Origin of the sequence: Actinomadura scrupuli (assembly GCF_050971785.1) — a bacterium.
Classification (GTDB): Bacteria; Actinomycetota; Actinomycetes; order Streptosporangiales; family Streptosporangiaceae; genus Actinomadura_E; species Actinomadura_E scrupuli.
Genome location: NZ_JBPCCU010000014.1, coordinates 172,300 through 189,413, shown reverse-complemented (window position 1 = coordinate 189,413; position 17,114 = coordinate 172,300). Strand labels below are relative to the sequence as shown.

Genomic DNA, 17,114 nt, shown 5'->3' with positions numbered 1-17,114 from the left:
CGAGTTCTCTTCGACGTTACCGTCCCCGAGGAACTTGGTGGGCCCCTCGATCGGAAGTGTGACGTGGAGGCTCGGGGGTCACCCGCGCCTCCCGCCTTCTTATGACGACACTACCTCGGCTCGCCGCTTGGTGCCGCCGAAGACATCGTCGATCAGTCCGTACTCCTTGGCCTCCACGGCCGTCAGGATCTTGTCCCGCTCGATGTCGTGCTGGACCTCTTCCATGGTCTTACCGCTGTGACGGGCGAGAATCGTCTCCAGCAGCTCTCGGATCCGCATGATCTCACGAGCCTGGATCTCGATGTCGCTCGACTGACCGTACGTGCCCTCGGTCGCCGGCTGGTGGATCAGGATCCGCGAGTGGGGCAGCGCGGCGCGCTTGCCCGCGGTGCCGGCGGCCAGCAGCACGGCCGCGGCCGAGGCGGCCTGGCCGATGCACACGGTCTGGATCTCCGGCTTGACGAACTGCATCGTGTCGTAGATCGCCGTCATCGCGGTGAACGAGCCGCCGGGCGAGTTGATGTAGATGCTGATGTCCCGGTCGGGGTCGATCGACTCCAGGGTCAGCAGCTGCGCCATCACGTCGTTGGCCGACGCGTCGTCGATCTGCACGCCGAGGAAGATGATCCGCTCCTCGAAGAGCTTGTTGTACGGGTTCATCTCCTTGATCCCGTACGTGGTCCGCTCCACGAAGGACGGGAGGACGTACCGGCTCTGCATCGGCTGGGGGGACGCGCCATGGGCGCCGGCGGCGCCGTTCGGCAGGATCAGATCACTCATGTCAGTGCCTCCGCTACTCGTTCGGGCGTCTTCAGGAGACGGAGCCCTCGGAGGGCACCTGGTTTGCGCTGAGCACCACGTGGTCGACGAAGCCGTACTCCTTGGCGGCCTCGGCGGTGAACCAGCGGTCCCGGTCGGAGTCGCGCTCGATCTGGTCCAGCGGCTGCCCGACGTGGAAGGCGATCCGCTCGGCGAGCGTCTTCTTCACGAACAGCATCTGCTCGGCCTGGATCTTGATGTCCGAGGCCGTGCCGCCGATGCCGCCGGACGGCTGGTGCATCATGATCCGGGCGTGCGGCAGGGCGTACCGCTTGCCCTTGGCGCCCGCGCAGAGCAGGAACTGCCCCATCGACGCGGCGAGGCCCATACCCACCGTGGCCACGTCGTTCGGGACGTACTGCATGATGTCGTAGATCGCCATGCCGGCCGTCACCGAGCCGCCGGGCGAGTTGATGTACAGGAAGATGTCGCGCTTGCCGTCCTCGGCGGACAGCAGCAGCAGTTCGGCGCAGATGCGGTTGGCGATGTCGTCGTCAACCTGCTGGCCCAGAAAGATGATGCGCTCTCGCAACAGCCGCTGGAACAGCATCTCGCCCAAGGGAAGCAGCGAAACATCGCCGCCCCTTGACAGGATGGGCGTCGACTCATCAAAAGTCGGAGGCTGGCTCACGTGGTGTTCCTCCGGTCGCTATCAGGTCCGATGATTGGACATTAACGCGCCGGACCGACCGGTCATGCCGTGAGGCCCGCCTTTTCGCTCGGGGCGTATCCGTCAGATGGCGTTCGCTGGCAGGCTCGCTCTCGCGGCCGGGCGGCTCTGGGAGCACGTCCTTCGAGGGGATGCGCACGTGTCGCTTCGCTCCGTGCGCACCCCGTCGAAGGACGCGCAGCCGCCCGGGACGGTGGCTGAGGTCGGCGGCACCCCCGCGGCCACGCCGCTTTCAGGGCGAGGGCTGAGGTCGGCGGCATCCCTGTGGCACCGCTGCGGCCACACCGCCTTCAGGCCGGGAAGGGGCGCGGATGCGCAGCCGCCTGGGGGCTTGGGGCGGGCGGCGGGGCGCCGGAGGAGAAACGGGTCGGGCCGGTACCGCCAAGGCGGTACCGGCCCGTACAGCCGTCGGAAGGCGCGAGGGATCAGGCCTCGGGCTTCTTGTCCTCGGTCGTGTCGTCCGCCGCCGGCTCGGCGGTCTCGGCCGTGTCGGCCGCGGGCTCGTCGGCGGCGGCCTCGGTGGCCTCCGCCTCCTCGCCGGTCTCGGACTCGCCGTCGAGCTCACCGCGGAGCGTCTCGAGGTCGAGCTCCGTGCCCGACTCGTCCTTGATCTTCACGTGCTCGAGCAGGACGTTCAGCGACTTGGTGCGCAGCACCTCCGAGACCAGGGCCGGGATCTGCCCGCTCTCGGTCAGGTGCTGGGCGAGCTGCTGCGGCTGCAGTCCCATCTGCATGGCCTGGGTCACGACGTACTCGCTGAGCTCCTCGTTCTCGACGCCCAGCTCCTCCTGGAGCGCGAGCTGGTCGAGCACGAAGCCGCCCTTGACCGCCAGCCGGGCGGCGTCGGCGATCTCGTTGTCGAACTCCTCGGCGGTCTTCTCCTCGGAGTCGAGGTAGTCGTCCTTGGTGAGCCCGGCGTACTGGAGCTGCTGGTCGAGCTGCTCGTTACGGCGCGCGATCTCACTGTCGATCACGCTCTCCGGCAGCGGGATGTCGATCTGCTCGAGCAGGGCCTCCAGGGCCTTGTCCCGGGCCGAGGCGACCTGCTGCAGGCGCTTCTGCCGCTCCAGGCGCTTGCGGACGTCGGCGCGCAGCTCGCCGATCGTGTCGAACTCGCTGGCGAGCTGGGCGAAGTCGTCGTCGAGCTCGGGCAGCTCCTTGACCTTGACGCTCTGCACGGCGACCGTGATCTCGGCCTCCTCGCCGGAGCGCTCACCGGACACCAGCGTGCTGGTGAAGGTCTTCTCGTCACCGGCGTTGAGGCCGATGAGCGCCTCGTCCAGGCCGTCGACGGAGGTGTCGCTGCCGATCTCGTAGGAGTAACCGCTGGTGCGGGCATCCTCGACGTCTTCGCCATCGATCTTGGCGGACAGGTCGATGGAGGCGAAGTCGCCGTGCTGGGCGGCCCGGTCGGCCCCCTTGAGCTGGGCGAACCGCTCGCGCAGGTTGCCGATGGTCTCCTCGACCTCGTCCGGGGTGACGACGGCGTCCTCGACGGTAACCTCGAGGCCTTCGTAGTCGGGCACCTCGAACTTGGGCCGGATGTCGACCTCGGCGGTGAACGCGAACTCGTTGCCGTCGTCGAGGTTGGTGATCTCGACGTCGGGCTGCCCGAGCACGAACAGCTCGGTCTCCTCGACGGCACGCCCGTAGAGCTCGGGAAGCGCCTCGTTGACCGCCTCCTGCAGGACCGCACCACGACCCACGTACTGGTCGATCAGCCGGGCAGGCACCTTGCCAGGGCGGAAGCCCTTGAGGCGCACCTGCTGCGAGAGCGCCTTGTACGCCTTGTCGAGGCTCGGCTTGAGCTCCTCGAACGGCACCTCGATGGTGAGCTTCACCCGCGTGGGGGTCAGCTCCTCGACATCGGTCTTCACTGGGGCAGGTCTCCTTGATCCGGCGCGATCGCGGCAAAAGATTCATGAATCGCCGCGGCGTTTCGACGCATTAGCAGCCTGGCAGTCGGCCTGTCGGCAGGCACGCTGAACAGGCGTCCGCACGGCTTCGCGCGGCCAAGTCTAGGGGGTTCCGGCACGGACTGCGGACACCATGGGCGGCCGGGCGCGCTCCAGCGGCCCGGGAAGGGGCCGGACGCGCTGCCCCGGACGGGCGGAAGGGCGCTCCCCGCTGGGGGAACGCCCTTGCCTCCGGCCGCGATCGGCCGGTCACTCCGTCTGGTCGTCCGTGCTCGCGTCGGGGGCGTGCCGCTTCACCGAGTCGATGCCGTTCAGCGCGGCCGACTTGGTCTTGTAGCTCTCACTCGACGCGATGACCTGGCCGTTCGAGGCCACCAGGTTGAACCGGAACTCTCCGGCCCGGTCCTGCTTCAACACGAATTTGCCCGCCATATTGCCTCCTCGAGATGGGGATCGGGATCCCGACGGGCGTGATGTAACCGCCAGATCTCATCTCAATCACGGCATCGCCAAAAATAATTGGCCGAATCATCAGAAGTTGGATACGACCTCCGTCAAGACCTCGCGGATCCCATTCGGATTGGACGAGTCGTACTCGGCGCCGTCGGTCGACTCCGCGATCTGCCGCAGCACGGCCTGGTCGGCGTCCTGCCCGTAGGCGATCGTGAAGACGCGGACCTGCTCGCCCTGCTGGTCGGACAGCTTGCTGATCAGCGCGGGCAGGTCCAGGCCGCCGGGCCGCTCGTTCTTGCCGTCGGTGAGCACGACGACCGCGTTGATCGAGTCCTCCTCGCGGCCGGCCCGCATCGCGTCGTAGGCCGCCGCGGTGGTGTTGTACAGACCGGTGGCACCGCCCGCGCCCAGCGTGGTCAGCGACCGCTTGAGCGCACCGCGATGGCCGGCGTCCACCGACGCGACGGGCTGCAGCTCCTGCCAGTCCTGCTCCCCCTTGAGCTTGGAGGAGAACATCCACAGCCCCACCTTGTCCTGGCCGCGGAACTCGGCGAGCGAGTCGGCCGCCGCGGACCTGGCCAGGTCCAGCTTGGTCTTGCCGGTGCCGGGGACGCCCTCCTTCATCGAGCCCGAGCGGTCGACCACCAGCAGCACCTTGGCCGGCTTGCGCAGCTCGCCCCAGGCGTCCAGGAGCGCGCTGAGCACCGGCGCCGAGGGTACGTTGAGCGTGCCCTTCGGCCCGTCGGCCAGCAGGCCGTTGCCCTGGTTGATCTCGCTGCCCGGCTTGCCCTGCCAGCCCCGGTAGCCGAAGTTCTGGAAGCCGCGCTGGGCCTCGTCACCGTGCAGGTAGGCGAGGAAGTCGTCGGAGGCCTTCTGCTTCTCCGCATCCATCCAGGTGAGCGCCACGTAGGGGTGATCGGAGTAGATCGTGCCCTCTTTGGGATAGATGGCGACCAAGGGGGTCTTCGGCTTCGGGTGCTTGCCGAGCAGCGCCGGGTCGCCGGTGGGATCGCCCTGGTTGTAGGCCCAGACCGAGTCCTCCTCGACGGTCACCGCGGAGATGTACGACAGCGCGCGGCCCCTGTCGTCGGCGCGCTGCAGGGCCGAGAGGAAGGTCAGCGTCGTGTCGCCGTAGTGCACGATCGAGCGCTCGAGGTTCCGCACGAAGGTCTGGTTCTTGGAGTCGGAGACGTCGTCCACAGTCAGGTCCGCCGTCGTGCCGGCGCTCGCGAAGTAGGCGCCCACGGTGGCGTTGAGGCCGGAGGTCGAGAGGTTCGGGTTGGTCTTGCCGAGCTTGAACCTGCCCCACTCGGGATGCCCGTAGCTCGCCCAGCCCTTCGGGTCCTGGGCCAGCTTGGCCAGGTCCTCCCAGCCGATGGCCTTGGCGGGCCAGCCGATGGCCTCCGCCATGGGCTTGGGCATCGCGATGGTCAGCGGCGACGTCATGATCGACTGCGGAGCGCCCTGCGCCACCGGAACCGGCTTGTCGGAGCCCTGGGCGCGCTGCCGCAGCAACGTCACCCAGACGCTGGACGCCGGGCTCCAGATGTCGGGCCGGGGTCCGTCCGCGGTCTCGTTCCAGCCCCGGACCAGCGCGTTCATGGCCGTACCGGAGTTCTTGGAGTCGACCGTCACCGCGACGCACTTGCCCCCGACGGTGTGCTTCCTGCCGTAGTCGTCCGCGGCCCGCTGCAGCAGCCCGACCGTGTCCTGCGACGCCGCCATCCGCAACCGGATCGTCCCGTCGCAGTCCGGTTTCCCGTCGCCGCGCATGAAGACCACGAATCCGGCCACGACCACGGCGACCAGCACCGCCGTGACGAAGAAGGGCCACAGCGGGGTCCGCCGCCTGCCCCTCGGCACACCCGAGTAGTTCACTCAACCTCCCGCGACAGATGATCGCGACATTATGGGCCGTAAGCCCACGTGACACCGCAAATCGGCCGAACTGCCGGCGTCTGTGACGGTCCGTTCGTTTCCATTGGAGCGACGAAGCCCGGGAAACGTTCCCCTTGTGACCGATCCGTTGTACGAATCGATCACGACCTGCAGGTTATGGACAAGTCCGGAAATCCACCGATGTAACACCATGGATTTCCCAGCGTGCCGCCAGTAACGTGCGTTCGGCCCCGCACTGAGAGGAGGAGTACGTGGCAGGAGTGCACACGATGACATGACAGGAGCACTCGCGGCCTTCGCGGCCACCGCCCTCTACTACCTCGGCTTCGCCGTCTTCAAAGTGGCGGCGGACCGGGCGGAGCCGCTCCGCGTCAACCGCATCCTGCACCTGACCTGGCACGTCGTGAGCGACTGGATCTTCCTGGCCGGGCTCTGCCTGGTGCTGGGCGGGTTGTCCCTGCAGATCGTCGCGCTCTCCAAGGTGCCGCTCAGCGTGGCCGTGCCGATCTTCGTCTCGGGCCTGGTGCCGCTGCTGATCATCGCGGTGGTCTTCTTCGGCGAGCGGCTCACCCTCCGGGAGTGGCTCAGCCTGCTGCTCATCGCGGCGGCCATGCTCCTGATCGCGCTCTCCATCGGCTCGCCCCCGCCGATCAAGGCGACCTCCGTGGCGCCCTGGAAGCTGGCCGCGGTGGTGGCCCCCGCGCTGGCCGTGCCCTTCCTGATCATGCTCTTCGGGGATCACCGCCCGGACGGCAGGCACGCGCGTCCGGTCTCCGGGATCGCCTACGGCATGAGCGCGGGCCTTCCGGTGGGCTCCGCGGAGCTGGCGATCAAGGGCTGGAGCGACTCGCACGCGGATGGGCTGGACATCCTGCAGACGCCCTACCCGTACGTCACCGTGCTGGCCGCGGCCCTCGGCTTCGGGATCCTGCAGCTGGGGTTCCAGCGCGCCCGGGTCTCCATCGTGGCCACGGTGATGACGATCACCGCCAAGACGTACCTGCTGCTGGTGGGCACCATGCTGTACGGCGAGCCGTGGCCGGACGACCGTGGCCGGGTGGCGCTGCGGCTGCTGGGCTTCGCGGTGGCGGCCGGCGCGGTCCTGCTCTTCCCCCGCCACGACCCCAACGCGGTGCAGCCCGGCGACTGAGCGGCTCCGTCCCGGCCGATCAGCCCGGCAGCTGCACCGCCACGAACTCGTTGCCGTACAGATCCAGCACGTGGCACACGGCGGCGCCCTCCGCGTCATAGGGATCGACGCTGAAGCGCACCCCGCGGTCCTGCCATTCGGCGGCCAGCGCCTTGAGGTCGTCGGTGTAGACCACCGCGACCGGCTCGCCGCCGGTCTGCGCGCCCACCCGGTCCATGTTGGCGGCGCTGCCCGGCCGCAGCAGCCAGATCGCGGCCTCGTCCCCGGGAAAGCGGACATGGACGAAGCGCAGGTCCGCCGATCCCGGGCGATCCTCCAGGACCTCGCACCCGAAGGACTTGGTGTAGAACTCCAGCGCCTCGTCGTAGTCCCGTACCAGCACGATCACCCGTCCCAGCGCTACCTTCGCCATACCGCCTCCTCGTCGAGCCGCCACCACCGGCGCCGTCCCTCCAGGTAACCATCCCGGCCGGCGGACTTTCGCGATCCTGCCGGCTTGCACCTGACGCGGCGTCGGGTCCTAGCGTCGCAGGCATGACACCACGACAGGCCCCCGACCGCGTCTGGCGGGTCGGCGAGCTGGCGCGGGCGACCGGACTGACCGTGCGGGCCCTGCACCACTACGACCGGCTCGGCCTGCTGACGCCACGCCGGGATCACGGCGATCACCGCTACTACACCGGCTCCGACGTGCGCAGGCTCCACCAGATCATGGCCCTGCGCGGCTTCGGGCTGTCGCTCGCGGAGATCGCCGGGATGCTCGACGGCACCGGCGCCGATCCCCGCGAGCTCGTACGGCGGCAGCTCGAGCAGACCGAGGAGCGGATCGCGGCGGCCCAGCGGCTGCGGGTGCGCCTGCTGGCCGTCATGGGCGCGCTCGGGCACCGGCCCGAGCCGTCGGCACAGGAATTCGTCGAGCTCATCGAGGAGATGACCACCATGGACCGAGCGTTCACCCCCGAGCAACTGGAGCAGATGACGCAGCAGCGCCGCGAGATGATGGAGGCGCTCGGCCCGGAGGAACTGGCCGAGATGCGGCGCCACCGCGAAGAGGCGATGAACGGCCTGTCCGCGGAGCAGCTGGCCGAGATGGAGCGGCACCGCCGCGGTCTCCTGCCGGACTCCTGACTCGCCCCCGGCCCGGCCGGGCTTCGCCCACCGCCCGGCCGGGCCCGCCGCCCCTCCCGGCGGGCACCGCCGCAGGCTCGATAGCGTTCCAGGCAGGAGTGCGGACGACCATCGAGGAGCGGCCATGGCGACGACCGAGCGGGAGTTCACCCTGGCGGAGGCCCGCGCGCTCCTGCCCGAGGTGCTCGCCAGGGCGGACGAGATCGTACGGCTCCGGGCCGATCTCGCCGAGCTCGCCCTCGAGCTGAACACCGAGGGCTCCTCGGCGTTCGGCGGGATCCCCGAGGCGAAGGCCTACGAGGCCCGGCTGGAGGAGCACCTCGCCTGGTTCGGCGAGCAGGGCATCGAGGTCAAGGGCCTCGCCCCGCTGCTGGTCGACTTCCCGGCCCGGATCGACGGCCGCTCCGTCCGGCTCTGCTGGCTCGAGGGCGACCGGGAGCTGGCGTGGTACCACCTGAGCGAGCTGGGCTTCATCGGCCGCCGTCCGCTGAGCTGAACCCTCCGCACGGCGATCACCCCCGGTCCCGGCCACCGGCGGGCCGCGCGGACATCGCCGTTCTCTCCCCTATGACCCTGTGACCCACGTAACATCACGTTTATCTCCGATCATGGCGGGATAAGGGTGGGGCCGGTGACAGAGACCACGTTGTGGGGAATGCTCTGCGATCGGAAACTCTCCTTTCCGCTGGACGCGGCGGAGGTCAACGTCGCCACCCTGATGTTCGAGGTGCCCGTCGCGGCGGCGAGGGCGCTGGTGCCGGGCACGGCGTTCGAGGTGGTGGAGATCGCCGCGGGCAGGGCCCAGTTCATCGTCGCGGCGTGCGACTACCTCCGCACCGCATGGGGCGCGTGCCGCGAGATGACCTTCGCGTTCCTCGTCCGGCCGGCGGGCGCCCCCGCCGAGGCACCTGGGCTGTTCGGCTACCGGATGCCGGTCGACGAGGCGTTCACCTGCGCGGTCGGCAACGGCGTGATGGGCTACCCCGTGAGCGTCGAGCTGATCCAGGCCCGCTACACCACCGACGAGGTCACCTTCGGCCTGGCGGTCGGCGTCCAGCGCGCGCTCGAGCTGCGGATACCGCGCGGCGGGCGGCGGGCTCCCGGCGGCCGTTTCAGCATGGTCAGCTACTCCTACCGGGACGGCGTGCCGTACGCCATGCCGATGGAGATGGACGTCGCCCCGCGTACGGCGACCGGTTCCGTCGGCGTCACGCTGGGCACCGGGCCGCTCGCCGACGAGTTGCGCGGCCTCGGCCTGCCCAGGGAACCCGACTCGTGCTCCTGGGGTGAGGGGCTGACCGCGACGTTCCACATCGGCCGCCCGGTGCGGCCCGCCGTCGCGTCCCGGGCCCGGTCAGGAGTCCTCGGGCAGCGGGATCTCCAGGCAGGTCAGCCCACGTAGATCGAGCCATGCCCGCCCAGGGGCGCGTACCAGCCGGAACAGCACCGTGTCGCACGCGGGGCAGCGCCCGACCAGGCCGGGAGCACGCGCGTAGAGGTACGTCTCGGCCATCACCCCGGTGCGCCCGCAGCCCGTGCACCGGCCCACGGCGGCCGTCACGTCGACGGTGAAGACCTCCCGCAGCGCGGCTGCGGCGGCGTTCGTGTCGAGATAGTCGTGCTGATCGTGCTGGTCGTCGGTCATCGCGGTCCTCCGCTGGGGCCGAAGCGTTCGGTGTGGATCCGGGCGGGGTCGTGGCCGGCGTCGACGAGCAGTCCGGCGGCGGCCTCCACGAAGCCGGTGGGGCCGCACACGAAGCAGGCCGGGTCGGGTTCCGCCGGCCGGCCGCCGGCGATGAGCTGCTCGGCGCCGATCCGGCCCGGCGGGTGCGGCCATCCCTCGGGCACCCCGCGGGTGTAGACGTAGGAGACGTCCAACCCGGGGTCGTGCCGGCCCCGGTGGCGCAGCTCCTCGGCGTAGAGCATCGACCGCGGGTCGCGCACGGAGTACACCAGCCGGAACGGCACCCGGCTGTCGTGGGCGGCCCGGGTACGGATCATCGCCATCAGCGGCACGATCCCCGAGCCGCCGCCGACCAGCAGCACCGGGTCGGTCGCCGCCGGACGCCAGACGAACCAGCCGCCGACCGGGCCGCGCAGCTCCAGCGGGTCACCGACGGACAGTACCTGGGTCAGGTACGGCGACACCTCCCCGTCGGGGACCGCCTCGACGGTGAGCTCCAGACCGTCGGACCCCGGGGCCGACGCGATGGAGTACGACCGCTGGGTGGAGTAGCCGTCGGCCGCGGTCAACCGCAGGTCGACGTGCTGACCCGCCAGGTGGCCTGGCCAGCCGGGCACCTCCAGCACGAGCGTGCGGGCCGTGGCGGTCTCCTGCCTGACCGCCACCACGGTGCCGACCCGCCAGGTCAGTCGCCCCAGTACCGCTGCTCGCGCCATGGATCTCCGTAGTTGTGGTAGCCCGCGCTCTCCCAGAACCCCGGCTCGTCGTCATCGAGCAGTTGCAGGCCACGTACCCACTTGGCGCTCTTCCAGAGGTAGAGGTGCGGGACGAGCAGCCGCGCGGGGCCGCCGTGCTCGGCGTCCAGCTCCGCGCCGTCGTAGCGGAAGGCGATCCACGCCTGCCCGTCGAGCAGGTCCTGCACCGGAAGGTTGGTGGTGTAGCCGCCGTAGGACAGGGCCAGCGCGTACTCCGCGGCGCTCTCCACGTCGGCGAACAACGTGTCCAGTGACACGCCCTCCCAGGCCGTGCCCAGCTTCGACCACTTGGTGACGCAGTGCAGGTCCACGGTGAACCGCTCGGCCGGCAGGGCGCGGAACGCCGTCCAGTCCCACCGGTGCCGCACCCCGGCCTCGGTGGTGATGGTGAACTCCCAGCCGTCGCGGGTCACCCGTGGCGTCGGGCCGGCCGACAGCACCGGGAAGTCCTCGGTGAGGTACTGGCCCGGCGGCAGGTCGGGGGCTCCGGTACGGCGACGGCCGGAGAACCCCGGCGACACGATGCCCATTACCCTCACCCCTGGATCGATCGGCAGGCGAAGACGGCCTGCGCCTATCGATCAGTATCCCCACCAGGCTCAGGTCGTGTCCAACGCGGCCTCAGTATCCCGAGCCACCGTCGTACCCACCCGGCCCCGAGCCCGAGGACGCGAGGGCCTTCTTGCCGGCGGGGTTGCTGACGAACCAGATGCCGCCGACGCCCTGGCCCTTGGTGTCACCCGGGGCGGTGTCCTTGGCGAACCGGTACAGCGGCCATCCGTTCAGCGCGATCTGGCACTTGCCGTCCTTGCGCATGATGTTGGTCAGCAGGGCGCGGTCCACGCCGACGACCTTGAAGCCCTTGGTCCACAGCACCGGCGGCCAGGCCTTGGCGCAGGCGCCCAGGCAGTTGGAGATCGCCTTGCCGCCGGGCCTGGGGATGTCCTTGTCGAAGCGGTAGAGGGTGCGCCCGGAGCCGTCGACCACGATCTTGCCGAGCTCGGGGTCGGTCACCACGCGCAGCAGGACGTTGCCTTTGGGAGCCGCCGGGGCGGCGGGCGCCGGGGCCGGGGGCTTGGCGGCCTTCTTGCCGGTGGGGGCGGTGACGAACCACTTGCCGGAGACTCCCTGCCCGTTGGTGTCGCCGGGGTTGTCGTCCTTGGCGTAGCGGTACAGCGGCCAGCCGGCCAGGGTCAGCTGGACCGTGCCGTCGGGGCGGGCCAGGGTGCCGAGCAGCTTGGAGTCGATGCCCTTGACCGACACGGACTTGTCGTCGGCCGTCACCGGCGGCCAGGCGGTCGCGCAGGCGTTGTTGCAGTTGCTGACCGAGGTCGGCTTGGCGGAGTCGGCGTCGAAGCGGTACAGGGTGCGGCCCTGGTCATCGACAACGATCTTGCCGAGCTTGCCGTCACTGGCCACTTCCAGCTTCTTCGTGGTGTTGCCCGCCGCGGGGCTCTCGGTGGGATCGGCATAGTCACTGGGGCTCGCGCTGGGCTGGGTCTTCCCCGAGGTGCTCGATGCGTTGCCGCTGTTCCCGCCGTACACGACGAAAATGGTCCCGGCTGCGACCACGGCGGCCGCCGGTATGGCCCATCGCTGGATTTCCTTCATCATGCCTCCGCGTATCGGTACCACCGCATCGGGAACAACCGCTCGATCCCGGTCGGCAGGCAGTACGGGAGGCGAGCCCGCCAAGGTTCGACCGACCTGCCACTTTTTCCCCGGGCAGACGGTGCCGCGGGCCCCTCGGCAGGCCCGGTCACGACGCTCAGCCGACCCGGAGGCTCACCCGGCTCTGAAGCTCAGCCGCCACCGGCCGTGCCGGCGTCGGCGGCCTGCACCAGGGCGCTGTGGCGGTAGGCCTGCGGGCTCAGGCCGTAGGCGGACTTGAAGATCCGGCTGAAGTGCGCGGCGTCGGTAAGCCCCCACCGCGCGGCGATGGCGTGGACCGGCCGGGCGGCCAGCAGCGGGTCGGCCAGATCGCGGCGGCACCGCTCCAGCCTGCGGGCACGGATCCAGCCGACGACCGTGAGGCCGTGGGCGTGGAACAGCCGGTGCAGGGACCGCGCGGAGATGTGGTGGGCGGCGGCGACCGTCGCCGGTGACAGGGCCGGGTCGCCGAGCCGCTGCTGGATGAAGACCTGCGTGCGGTGCAGCAGCACCTGCCGGTGGGACTCGGGCGGCAGGGCGCTGCCGGTCTCCAGCTCGTGCGCGAGCAGAGCGCCCAGCAGGTCCAGCAGGGTGGTCGACAGGCGCACGGCGTCGGCGGGGCGGTAGTGGCCGATGTCCTGGGCGGCTCGCGCCACGAACCCCGACAGCAGCGCACCGATCCCGGTGTGGCCGCAGAACCGTGCGCCCACGAGCCGCTGCACGGCGGGGACCGGCAGCGGGAGCAGGTGCCGGGGGAACCGCACCATCACCCACCGGTCGTCGCCGGAGCCCCGCCATCCCAGGGCGGGCAGCGAGGTGTCGTAGAGCACCATGTCACCGGGGCCGAGCGTGACCTGATGATCGTTGTGGTCCAGCACGCTGGTCCCGCCCAGCTTGAGCACCAGCCGGTACGCCTCCGGATCGGATCGCCGGATCAGCTCGGCACTGCGGTGGATCCGGCAGCGCCCCGGTGTCCGGGTCGACAGCGACACCATCGTCACCGCGCCGAGATCGGCCTTGTCGAGCTGCGCCGAGAAGTCGGCGGGCCGATCACAGTGCACGGCCATCGGGGACGGTTCCCGGAAGACGATGTCGCGGAAATAGGCGAATCTGTCGGCGACCGGAAGGTGCTCTGTCGTAATCAGAGTGCGCACCACCGACCGGGTTTTACCGACGCCCTTTTTCGGGATTTCCCTTGATCTTTTCTCCATTCGTATCCCCCGACCACAAGGACGCCCCACCGCGGATCGCGAAGTGGAACCCGACCGTCGTGCGGACGCTGGCATCATAAGGATCGAGCAAATTAGATGTCAAGGCTGACCTGGTGTTATGCCATCGCGAGAGCATGAACTGCATAGCCGTCGACACACTTTTCGATAGTGCGACATTTCATTACTTTCGCACGCTGCGGGCGAAAGGGAGAGGCTCGGCGGAAGGCGCGCATCGTCAAGTGGCGGGCGCGCACGGACAACGACGGCCGGCGCGATTCCCGGGATATTCGAACCGGCAGATCGAACCGCATCCACAGGGAGCACGAACACCATGAGAACGACCTTCGCCAAACACCTCGGGACCGCCGCCCTCGCGGCCGTCGCGGCGCTCACGGCCACCGCACCGGCCACCGCGCTCGCCGCCCCGGCGTCGACGCCGGCCCCGCCCTCACCGGTACCGGACTCCTCGGCCCAGAAGCCGGTCACCGGCACCAAGTCCTTCGACGGGGCCGCCAGCGGCGCCCTGGCGTCGACCACCTGCGACAGCATCGGCAACAACAGGCACAGCTGGTGGGCGAACTGCCGGGTCAACTCCGGCTCCTCCCGCGCCTGGACCTACTGCTCCGACGGCCGGTTCCGGTACGGCTCGTGGGTCGGCGTCGGCTACTGGAAGTTCGGCGGCAGCTGTGGCCCGTTCCGGCTGCGGGACTACGGCATCCAGATCAGCGACTGATCACAGTGCCCGGCGGGCGTGTGCCCGCGCCCGCCGGGCACCACCACGTCGAACGCCTGTTTGAACACCGCGTAGGCTCGAGATATGACAGACGCGTTCCAGGGTTCGCTACTGGACTTCTGCGACGAGGTCGGGCCGGGCCCGCTCGGCTCGTCGGTGCGGCGGACACCACTCGCCCACGGGGCCTGGATCGATGTCCGGCCCGGCTGGATCGCCGGTGCCGACGTGCTCTTCGACCGGCTGATGGAGGTCGTGCCGTGGCGGGCCGAGCGGCGGAGGATGTACGACCGCACGGTCGACGTCCCGCGGCTGCTCAGCTTCTACGCCGAGGACGAGCCGCTGCCCGACCCCGTGCTCGACCAGGCCAGGCAGGCCCTCGACGCGCACTACGCGGCGGAGCTCGGTGAGCCGTTCCGCACCGCCGGCCTGTGCCTGTACCGCGACGGCAGGGACAGCGTCGCCTGGCACGGCGACCGCACGGGGCGCGGCAGGACCGAGGACACCATGGTGGCGATCATCTCGATCGGCACGCCGCGCACCCTGCTGCTGCGGCCGCAAGGGGGCGGCGAGACGTTGCGCCACCACCTCGGCCACGGCGACCTCATCGTGATGGGCGGCAGCTGTCAGCGCACCTGGCAGCACGCGATCCCGAAGACCACCCGCGCGACGGGCCCGCGGATCAGCATCCAGTTCCGCCCGAGCGGCGTTCGCTGATCCTCCCCGGCACACCGGGCCGCGCCCCAGACCGCCCGGACCGCCGAGACCGCCCAGGCCGCCCCGGGCCGCTCCGGCAACCCCGGGCCGCGTCGGCCGCAGGCACCGGGCCGCCCCGTGTCCCGGACCGGAAAAACGGCTCGCCCGGCCGGCGGCCGCACCGTAGGCTGCGCCCATGACCTGGCGACATTGATCCTCACCTGAGTCCGGACTCGCGCGCAGGCTTTACACCTACGCGTTCTTCGAAGATCTCGTGCTGCTGTACCCGGTGTACGCGGTGCTGTTCACCGATGCCGGATTGTCGGCCGCCGAGATCTCCTCGCTGTTCGTCATCTGGTCGGTGACCTCCTTCGCGCTGGAGGTGCCGTCCGGGCTGTGGGCGGACGTGTTCTCCCGCCGGCGGCTGCTGATGATCGCGCCCGTCCTGGCGGCCGCCGGGTACGCGCTGTGGACCTTCCTGCCCTGCTACGCCTCCTTCGCGGGCGGCTTCGTGCTGTGGGGCGCCGCCTCCGCGCTGCGCTCGGGCACCCTGCAGGCACTGGTCTACGAGGAGCTCGTGCGGCTGGGCGCGGCGGGCGCGTACGGGCGCCTCACCGGACGGGCACAAGCCATCGGCATGACTGCGATCATGGCGGCCTCCGGCCTGGCCGCGCCGGTCCTGGCCGTAGGCGGCTACCGGGCGGTGGGGATCGTGAGCGTCGGCACCACGCTGCTCGGGATCCCGCTGGCGTGGTCCTTCCCCGAGTCCCGCGGCCGGCGCGGCGAGCGGGAGGAGACCTTCGCGACGGTGTTCCGCGGCGGGCTGGCCGAGGTCCGGCGATCGTCGACGGTGTCGCGTTCGCTGGTGCTCGCCGCGGCGCTCACGGGCATTGGCGCGCTGGACGAGTACGTCCCGCTGCTCGCCCGGGCGACCGGGGCCGGCCCGGCGGCGGTGCCGCTGCTGGTGCTGCTGGTGTCCGCCGGGGCCATGGTGGGCGGCTGGTTCGCCGGTCGCGGCACCCGCCGGGTGGCTCCCGCGCTGGCGGTCGCGGCCGGGTGCCTGGCCGCCGGGGCGCTGAACGGGCGGCCCGCCGGGCTGGTGTTCGTCGCCGTCGCCTTCGGGGTCTTCCAGTGGGCGATGGTCGCCGCCGAGACCGTGCTGCAGGATCACCTCGCGGACCAGGCCCGGGCGACGGTCGTCTCGATGGCGGGCTTCGGCTCGGAGGTGGTGGCGGTGCTGACCTACGCCGGTTACGCGCTGGGCTCCGTCTGGGCGGGGCCCGGCACGCTCTTCGCCTGCGCGGCCGTGCCGTACCTGATCGTGGCCCTGGTCCTGTGGCGGAGCACCTGAGACACCACCTGGGTCGTCCCGTACGGACGCCGAGATCCGTGACCCCGCGCGGCGGCGGGGCCGTGCGGCCTATCCTGGGCCATCCCCCGCCGAGGAGCCGCGATGACGACCAGCACGTCCAAGGTTCTCGTCGAGGCGAGCAGGCTGCACGAGAACGGAGTGCGCATCTGGTGCGCTCTGGAGGCGGCCGCGGATCTGCACTCCACCTCCTCGGACCGCCGGGACGTCCACGCCCGGGCCCAGGCCGCGCTCGCGCGCTACCTGCGGCGCGGGGCGGCACGGGACGGCGGCCGCCAGGGGGAGCCCGGCGAGGACCCCGAGGCCGTCATCGAGAGGTGGCTCACCCGCGACGAGCCGTCCCTCGCCGAGCGGGTCGCCGCGCTGCGCGGAGCAGCGATGGTGCCCGAGGCGGTGGACTAGGTGGTGGACCGGGCGGTGGACCGGGCGGTGGACTAGGTGGTGGGCCAGGACGGGATCAGATGCCGGCGGGCGATCTCGAGGCCGCGCGCCATCGTGTCCCGCAGCACGGCCAGTTCCTCGTCCGACCACGTCGGCTCGGCGGACTCCGCCTCGGCGGTCATGGCCGGCAGGTTGTTGCCCCAGAAGAGCTTGTCGTAGATCTGGTCACGGACCTCGCCCCGGTCGTCGAACTCGGTGCCCACGCTGTGGGCGAGATCGACGAACAGGTTCCACGCGTTGAGCAGCTCGATGCAGTCGACGCCGGCCTCGTCCGCGACGACGGTCCAGAAGGCGACGGAGTCGAGGTCCAGGGCCCAGACGTCCTCGGTGCCCGAAGTGTCGATCCGAATGTGCTCAGCGTGGGCGAAATTGCGCAGGGCCGCCATGTCCGCCTGGACTATCACCCGGCCGTCGTCGTCCACGAGGACCCCGTCCGGCTCGTCGCCTCCGTCGAACCAGACGATCAGCAGGTCCCGGCCCTCGAGCCGGAGACCGTAGGGGAAGAACTCACGCACCCTGGGCAGACTGCCAGAGCAGGCCGCG

General features: G+C 70.5%; 20 protein-coding genes. 8 read left to right on the top strand and 12 right to left on the bottom strand.

The window, feature by feature from the left end:
- Positions 1–99: 99 nt before the first annotated feature.
- The 5 genes from ACRYCC_RS41320 to ACRYCC_RS41300 all read right to left on the bottom strand — a co-directional run bounded on the left by ACRYCC_RS41320 (position 100) and on the right by ACRYCC_RS41300 (position 5,736).
- Positions 100–780 (bottom strand): ATP-dependent Clp protease proteolytic subunit, encoded by a 681-nt coding sequence (locus ACRYCC_RS41320; RefSeq protein ID WP_433819568.1) that lies wholly within the window; start codon positions 778–780, stop codon positions 100–102.
- A 31-nt stretch (positions 781–811) separates the two neighbouring features.
- The gene (locus tag ACRYCC_RS41315; protein WP_433819567.1) at positions 812–1,450 is read right to left on the bottom strand and encodes an ATP-dependent Clp protease proteolytic subunit; all 639 of its coding nucleotides are present in this window, start codon (positions 1,448–1,450) and stop codon (positions 812–814) included.
- A 464-nt stretch (positions 1,451–1,914) separates the two neighbouring features.
- Positions 1,915–3,366 (bottom strand): trigger factor, encoded by a 1,452-nt coding sequence (gene tig / locus ACRYCC_RS41310; protein ID WP_433819566.1) that lies wholly within the window; start codon positions 3,364–3,366, stop codon positions 1,915–1,917.
- A gap of 288 nt (positions 3,367–3,654) precedes the next feature.
- On the bottom strand, positions 3,655–3,837 hold the full coding sequence (locus ACRYCC_RS41305) for a YegP family protein (RefSeq protein ID WP_433819565.1): 183 nt from the start codon (positions 3,835–3,837) through the stop codon (positions 3,655–3,657).
- A gap of 99 nt (positions 3,838–3,936) precedes the next feature.
- Positions 3,937–5,736, bottom strand: coding sequence for a substrate-binding and VWA domain-containing protein (locus ACRYCC_RS41300; RefSeq protein WP_433819564.1), 1,800 nt, complete (start codon positions 5,734–5,736; stop codon positions 3,937–3,939).
- 295 nt (positions 5,737–6,031) lie between these two features.
- Here ACRYCC_RS41300 and ACRYCC_RS41295 point away from each other — a divergent pair, with 295 nt between their 5' ends.
- A complete protein-coding gene (locus tag ACRYCC_RS41295; RefSeq protein WP_433819563.1) occupies positions 6,032–6,907 on the top strand; it encodes a hypothetical protein in 876 nt (291 codons plus the stop codon).
- Positions 6,908–6,926: 19 nt separating this feature from the next.
- On the opposite strand, the gene ACRYCC_RS41290 is transcribed toward ACRYCC_RS41295, so the two are convergent.
- Positions 6,927–7,319, bottom strand: a complete 393-nt coding sequence (locus ACRYCC_RS41290) for a VOC family protein (RefSeq protein WP_433819562.1) — start codon at positions 7,317–7,319, stop codon at positions 6,927–6,929.
- Positions 7,320–7,441: 122 nt separating this feature from the next.
- On the opposite strand from ACRYCC_RS41290, the gene ACRYCC_RS41285 reads away from it, so the two are divergent.
- The 3 genes from ACRYCC_RS41285 (at position 7,442) to ACRYCC_RS41275 (ending at position 9,437) form a co-directional block, all read left to right on the top strand.
- Positions 7,442–8,035: a MerR family transcriptional regulator gene (locus ACRYCC_RS41285; protein ID WP_433819561.1), complete on the top strand. Its 594-nt coding sequence runs from the start codon at positions 7,442–7,444 to the stop codon at positions 8,033–8,035.
- 124 nt (positions 8,036–8,159) lie between these two features.
- A complete protein-coding gene (locus ACRYCC_RS41280) occupies positions 8,160–8,531 on the top strand; it encodes a DUF2203 domain-containing protein (protein WP_433819560.1) in 372 nt (123 codons plus the stop codon).
- Between the two features lie 135 nt (positions 8,532–8,666).
- The gene (locus tag ACRYCC_RS41275; protein ID WP_433819559.1) at positions 8,667–9,437 is read left to right on the top strand and encodes an acetoacetate decarboxylase family protein; all 771 of its coding nucleotides are present in this window, start codon (positions 8,667–8,669) and stop codon (positions 9,435–9,437) included.
- Here the strand turns inward: ACRYCC_RS41275 and ACRYCC_RS41270 are convergent.
- The 5 genes from ACRYCC_RS41270 to ACRYCC_RS41250 all read right to left on the bottom strand — a co-directional run bounded on the left by ACRYCC_RS41270 (position 9,390) and on the right by ACRYCC_RS41250 (position 13,281).
- Positions 9,390–9,680, bottom strand: a complete 291-nt coding sequence (locus ACRYCC_RS41270; protein WP_433819558.1) for a DUF6510 family protein — start codon at positions 9,678–9,680, stop codon at positions 9,390–9,392. The two genes, ACRYCC_RS41275 and ACRYCC_RS41270, sit on opposite strands and share 48 nt — an antisense overlap.
- Positions 9,677–10,435, bottom strand: coding sequence for a ferredoxin reductase (locus ACRYCC_RS41265; protein ID WP_433819557.1), 759 nt, complete (start codon positions 10,433–10,435; stop codon positions 9,677–9,679). The genes ACRYCC_RS41270 and ACRYCC_RS41265 overlap by 4 nt, the downstream gene beginning before the upstream one ends.
- Positions 10,405–11,004 (bottom strand): molybdopterin-dependent oxidoreductase, encoded by a 600-nt coding sequence (locus tag ACRYCC_RS41260; RefSeq protein ID WP_433819556.1) that lies wholly within the window; start codon positions 11,002–11,004, stop codon positions 10,405–10,407. Before ACRYCC_RS41260 ends, ACRYCC_RS41265 begins: the two co-directional genes overlap by 31 nt.
- Before the next feature lie 91 nt (positions 11,005–11,095).
- Positions 11,096–12,088: a hypothetical protein gene (locus ACRYCC_RS41255; protein WP_433819555.1), complete on the bottom strand. Its 993-nt coding sequence runs from the start codon at positions 12,086–12,088 to the stop codon at positions 11,096–11,098.
- Between the two features lie 188 nt (positions 12,089–12,276).
- Positions 12,277–13,281 (bottom strand): AraC-like ligand-binding domain-containing protein, encoded by a 1,005-nt coding sequence (locus ACRYCC_RS41250; RefSeq protein ID WP_433819554.1) that lies wholly within the window; start codon positions 13,279–13,281, stop codon positions 12,277–12,279.
- A 385-nt stretch (positions 13,282–13,666) separates the two neighbouring features.
- Between ACRYCC_RS41250 and ACRYCC_RS41245 the strand changes: the two genes are divergently transcribed.
- The 4 genes from ACRYCC_RS41245 (at position 13,667) to ACRYCC_RS41230 (ending at position 16,532) form a co-directional block, all read left to right on the top strand.
- The gene (locus ACRYCC_RS41245; protein ID WP_433819553.1) at positions 13,667–14,068 is read left to right on the top strand and encodes a hypothetical protein; all 402 of its coding nucleotides are present in this window, start codon (positions 13,667–13,669) and stop codon (positions 14,066–14,068) included.
- An 84-nt stretch (positions 14,069–14,152) separates the two neighbouring features.
- The gene (locus ACRYCC_RS41240; RefSeq protein WP_433819552.1) at positions 14,153–14,782 is read left to right on the top strand and encodes an alpha-ketoglutarate-dependent dioxygenase AlkB; all 630 of its coding nucleotides are present in this window, start codon (positions 14,153–14,155) and stop codon (positions 14,780–14,782) included.
- A gap of 253 nt (positions 14,783–15,035) precedes the next feature.
- Positions 15,036–16,112, top strand: a complete 1,077-nt coding sequence (locus ACRYCC_RS41235) for an MFS transporter (RefSeq protein ID WP_433819551.1) — start codon at positions 15,036–15,038, stop codon at positions 16,110–16,112.
- A 102-nt stretch (positions 16,113–16,214) separates the two neighbouring features.
- Complete coding sequence (locus ACRYCC_RS41230; protein ID WP_433819550.1) at positions 16,215–16,532, top strand: hypothetical protein; 318 nt, start codon at positions 16,215–16,217, stop codon at positions 16,530–16,532.
- Positions 16,533–16,564: 32 nt separating this feature from the next.
- Here the strand turns inward: ACRYCC_RS41230 and ACRYCC_RS41225 are convergent, their stop codons facing one another.
- Complete coding sequence (locus ACRYCC_RS41225; RefSeq protein WP_433819549.1) at positions 16,565–17,086, bottom strand: hypothetical protein; 522 nt, start codon at positions 17,084–17,086, stop codon at positions 16,565–16,567.
- Positions 17,087–17,114 lie beyond the last annotated feature (28 nt).

What these genes read in the sequence shown, in the direction of transcription:
- ACRYCC_RS41245 (WP_433819553.1), top strand. Translation starts at nt 13,667, where the DNA reads ATGAGAACGACCTTCGCCAAACACCTCGGGACCGCCGCCCTCGCGGCC.
- ACRYCC_RS41260 (WP_433819556.1), bottom strand. Translation starts at nt 11,004, where the DNA reads ATGGGCATCGTGTCGCCGGGGTTCTCCGGCCGTCGCCGTACCGGAGCC.
- ACRYCC_RS41285 (WP_433819561.1), top strand. Translation starts at nt 7,442, where the DNA reads ATGACACCACGACAGGCCCCCGACCGCGTCTGGCGGGTCGGCGAGCTG.
- ACRYCC_RS41320 (WP_433819568.1), bottom strand. Translation starts at nt 780, where the DNA reads ATGAGTGATCTGATCCTGCCGAACGGCGCCGCCGGCGCCCATGGCGCG.
- ACRYCC_RS41255 (WP_433819555.1), bottom strand. Translation starts at nt 12,088, where the DNA reads ATGATGAAGGAAATCCAGCGATGGGCCATACCGGCGGCCGCCGTGGTC.
- ACRYCC_RS41295 (WP_433819563.1), top strand. Translation starts at nt 6,032, where the DNA reads ATGACAGGAGCACTCGCGGCCTTCGCGGCCACCGCCCTCTACTACCTC.
- ACRYCC_RS41305 (WP_433819565.1), bottom strand. Translation starts at nt 3,837, where the DNA reads ATGGCGGGCAAATTCGTGTTGAAGCAGGACCGGGCCGGAGAGTTCCGG.
- ACRYCC_RS41230 (WP_433819550.1), top strand. Translation starts at nt 16,215, where the DNA reads ATGACGACCAGCACGTCCAAGGTTCTCGTCGAGGCGAGCAGGCTGCAC.
- ACRYCC_RS41265 (WP_433819557.1), bottom strand. Translation starts at nt 10,435, where the DNA reads ATGGCGCGAGCAGCGGTACTGGGGCGACTGACCTGGCGGGTCGGCACC.
- ACRYCC_RS41290 (WP_433819562.1), bottom strand. Translation starts at nt 7,319, where the DNA reads ATGGCGAAGGTAGCGCTGGGACGGGTGATCGTGCTGGTACGGGACTAC.
- ACRYCC_RS41240 (WP_433819552.1), top strand. Translation starts at nt 14,153, where the DNA reads ATGACAGACGCGTTCCAGGGTTCGCTACTGGACTTCTGCGACGAGGTC.
- ACRYCC_RS41270 (WP_433819558.1), bottom strand. Translation starts at nt 9,680, where the DNA reads ATGACCGACGACCAGCACGATCAGCACGACTATCTCGACACGAACGCC.
- ACRYCC_RS41280 (WP_433819560.1), top strand. Translation starts at nt 8,160, where the DNA reads ATGGCGACGACCGAGCGGGAGTTCACCCTGGCGGAGGCCCGCGCGCTC.